1 protein-coding gene is annotated in these 2728 nt (G+C 64.8%); it reads right to left on the reverse strand.

Annotated features, from left to right (window positions below; genetic code table 11):
• Positions 1-2588: alanine--tRNA ligase (alaS, locus tag EN932_RS33270; RefSeq protein ID WP_128369409.1), on the reverse strand; the 2588-nt coding region annotated here is incomplete at its 3' end.
• Between the last annotated feature and the right edge of the window lie 140 nt (positions 2589-2728).

Below are 2728 nucleotides of genomic sequence, written 5' to 3' on the forward strand. Positions count from 1 at the left end.
ATGTCGGGCCGCCCGCCGCCGCCCTGCCCGCCGAGCGCCGCCGAGGCCACTCGGACAAGGTCGACGGCGCTGAAGCGGCCGACGAGGTCGTCGGTGACGGCGACGACGACGCTGGCCTTGTTGTCCTCACCGGAGCCGACGAAGACGACGACGCCGGAGCCGAGCGACGTCTTGCCGGCATCGGCCAGCGGCTTCAGGTCCTTCGGTGAGACACCTGAGACCGTCTTGCCGAGAAAGCCGACACCGGCCACCGTCTCATTGGCGGCTGGAGCATCGGCAGACGATCCGCCGCCCAATGCCAGCTTCTTGCGCGCTTCGGTCAGTTCCTTTTCGAGCTTCTTGCGCTCTTCGAGCAGCGTCTCGACGCGCGCCGGTACATCGGCCGGCGAAATCTTCAACACGGCTGCCGTCGCCTTCAAACGCCTGTCCTGCTCGTCGAGATGTTTGCGCGCGGCTTCGCCCGTCAATGCCTCGATGCGGCGCACGCCGGCGGCGACCGCGCTGTCCGATACGACACGCACGAGGCCGATATCGCCGGTCGCCCGGACATGGGTGCCACCGCAGAGCTCGACCGAATAGGGCCGGTTCGCCTTGGCGCCGTGCAGGCCGGTGCCCATCGACACGACGCGCACTTCGTCGCCGTACTTTTCGCCAAACAGCGCCATGGCGCCCTCGGCGATGGCATCGTCGACCGACATCAGGCGCGTGGTCACCGGGCCGTTCTGGACGACGATCTCGTTGGCCATGCGCTCGACCTCTTCGAGGTCTTCGGCCGAAATCGGCTTGTTGTGCGAGATGTCAAAGCGCAGGCGCTCGGGCGCGACCAGCGAGCCCTTCTGTGCGACATGGCTGCCCAGCACTTCGCGCAGCGCCTCATGGATCAGATGCGTCGCGGAATGGTTGGCGCGCAGCCTCGAGCGCCTTGCATGATCGACCTTCAGCTCGACAGCCGCGCCCGTCTTGACGGTGCCGCTGGCCACCTTGCCGATATGCACGAACAGCCCGTCGGCCTTCTTCTGCGTATCCGAAACCTCGATCGAGAACCCCTCGCCGGAGATGACGCCGGTGTCGCCCATCTGGCCGCCGGACTCGGCATAGAACGGCGTCTGGTTGACGACGATCGCCACCGCGTCGCCCTTGCCGGCGCCGTCGACAGCCTTGCCGTCCCGGACAAGCGCCTGGATGATGCCTTCCGCAGCTTCAGTCTCATAGCCGAGGAACTCGGTGGCGCCGGCCTTCTCGCGCACCGAGAACCAGATGGTCTCGGTGGCGGCGTCGCCGGACCCGGCCCAATGCTTGCGCGCCTCGGCCTTCTGCTGCTCCATCGCGTTGGTGAAGCCGGCAATATCGACCGAGATGCTGCGCTGGCGCAGTGCGTCCTGCGTCAGGTCGAGCGGGAAGCCATAGGTGTCGTAGAGCTTGAAGGCCGTCTCGCCATCCAGCATGTCGCCGGCATGCAGCGTTTCGGTCGCCTCGGAAAGCAGGCCGAGGCCGCGCACCAGCGTCTTGCGAAACCTGGTCTCCTCGAGCTTCAGCGTCTCGGTGATCAATTGTTCGCCGCGCAGCAGTTCCGGATAGGCCTGGCCCATTTCGCGCACCAGCGCCGGCACCAGCTTCCACATCAGCGGTTCGTTGGCACCGAGCAGCTGTGCATGGCGCATGGCGCGGCGCATGATGCGGCGCAGGACGTAGCCCCTGCCTTCGTTCGAGGGCAGCACGCCATCGGCGACCAGGAAGGAGGACGAGCGCAGATGATCGGCAATGACCCGGTAGGAGGCGACCGTCTCCTTGTCGGGACCATGCCCGATCGCGGACGAGGCCGCGTCGATCAGGTGACGGAACAGATCGGTCTCGAAGACGCTTTCCACCCCTTGCAGGATGGACGCCATGCGCTCCAGGCCCATGCCGGTGTCGATCGAGGGGCGCGGCAGGTCGATGCGCTCCTCCTTCGTCACCTGTTCATACTGCATGAACACCAGGTTCCAGAATTCCAGGAAACGGTCGCCATCCTCCTCCGGGCTGCCGGGAGGGCCGCCCCAGATGTGCTCGCCGCGGTCGATGAAGATCTCCGAGCACGGCCCGCAGGGTCCGGTGTCGCCCATCGCCCAGAAATTGTCCGAGGTCGCGATGCGAATGATGCGGTCGTCGGAAAAACCGGCGATCTTCTTCCAGAAGCCGGCCGCCTCGTCATCCGTGTGATAGACGGTGACCAGCAGCTTGTCCTTGCTCAGCCCGAATTCCCTGGTGATCAAGTTCCAGGCAAGCTCGATGGCGCGCTCCTTGAAATAGTCGCCGAAGGAGAAGTTGCCGAGCATCTCGAAGAAGGTCAGATGACGCGCGGTGTAGCCGACATTGTCGAGATCGTTGTGCTTGCCGCCGGCGCGAACGCTCTTCTGGGCGGTCGAGGCGCGCGAATAGGGCCGCTTCTCCAGGCCGGTGAAGACGTTCTTGAACTGTACCATGCCGGCGTTGGTGAACATCAGCGTCGGGTCGTTGCGCGGCACCAGCGGACTCGACGCGACGATCTCGTGACCCTCCTTGCGGAAGTAGTCGAGAAATGTCGACCGGATTTCGTTCACGCCACTCATGAATGCTGCCTTTTCGGAAGGGCCGCCGGCAAACCGGCGGAAATGGGCTCTGCGTTTTAGAAGATTAGGACTTGGCCTTTTAGCCGCCGCGCTTCACCCTGTCCAGAAACACGGAATTGGTCCAATCCACGGCCTTTGCC

This window comes from Mesorhizobium sp. M7A.F.Ca.US.002.01.1.1, assembly GCF_004022955.1.
In the GTDB taxonomy this organism is placed as follows: domain Bacteria; phylum Pseudomonadota; class Alphaproteobacteria; order Rhizobiales; family Rhizobiaceae; genus Mesorhizobium; species Mesorhizobium ciceri.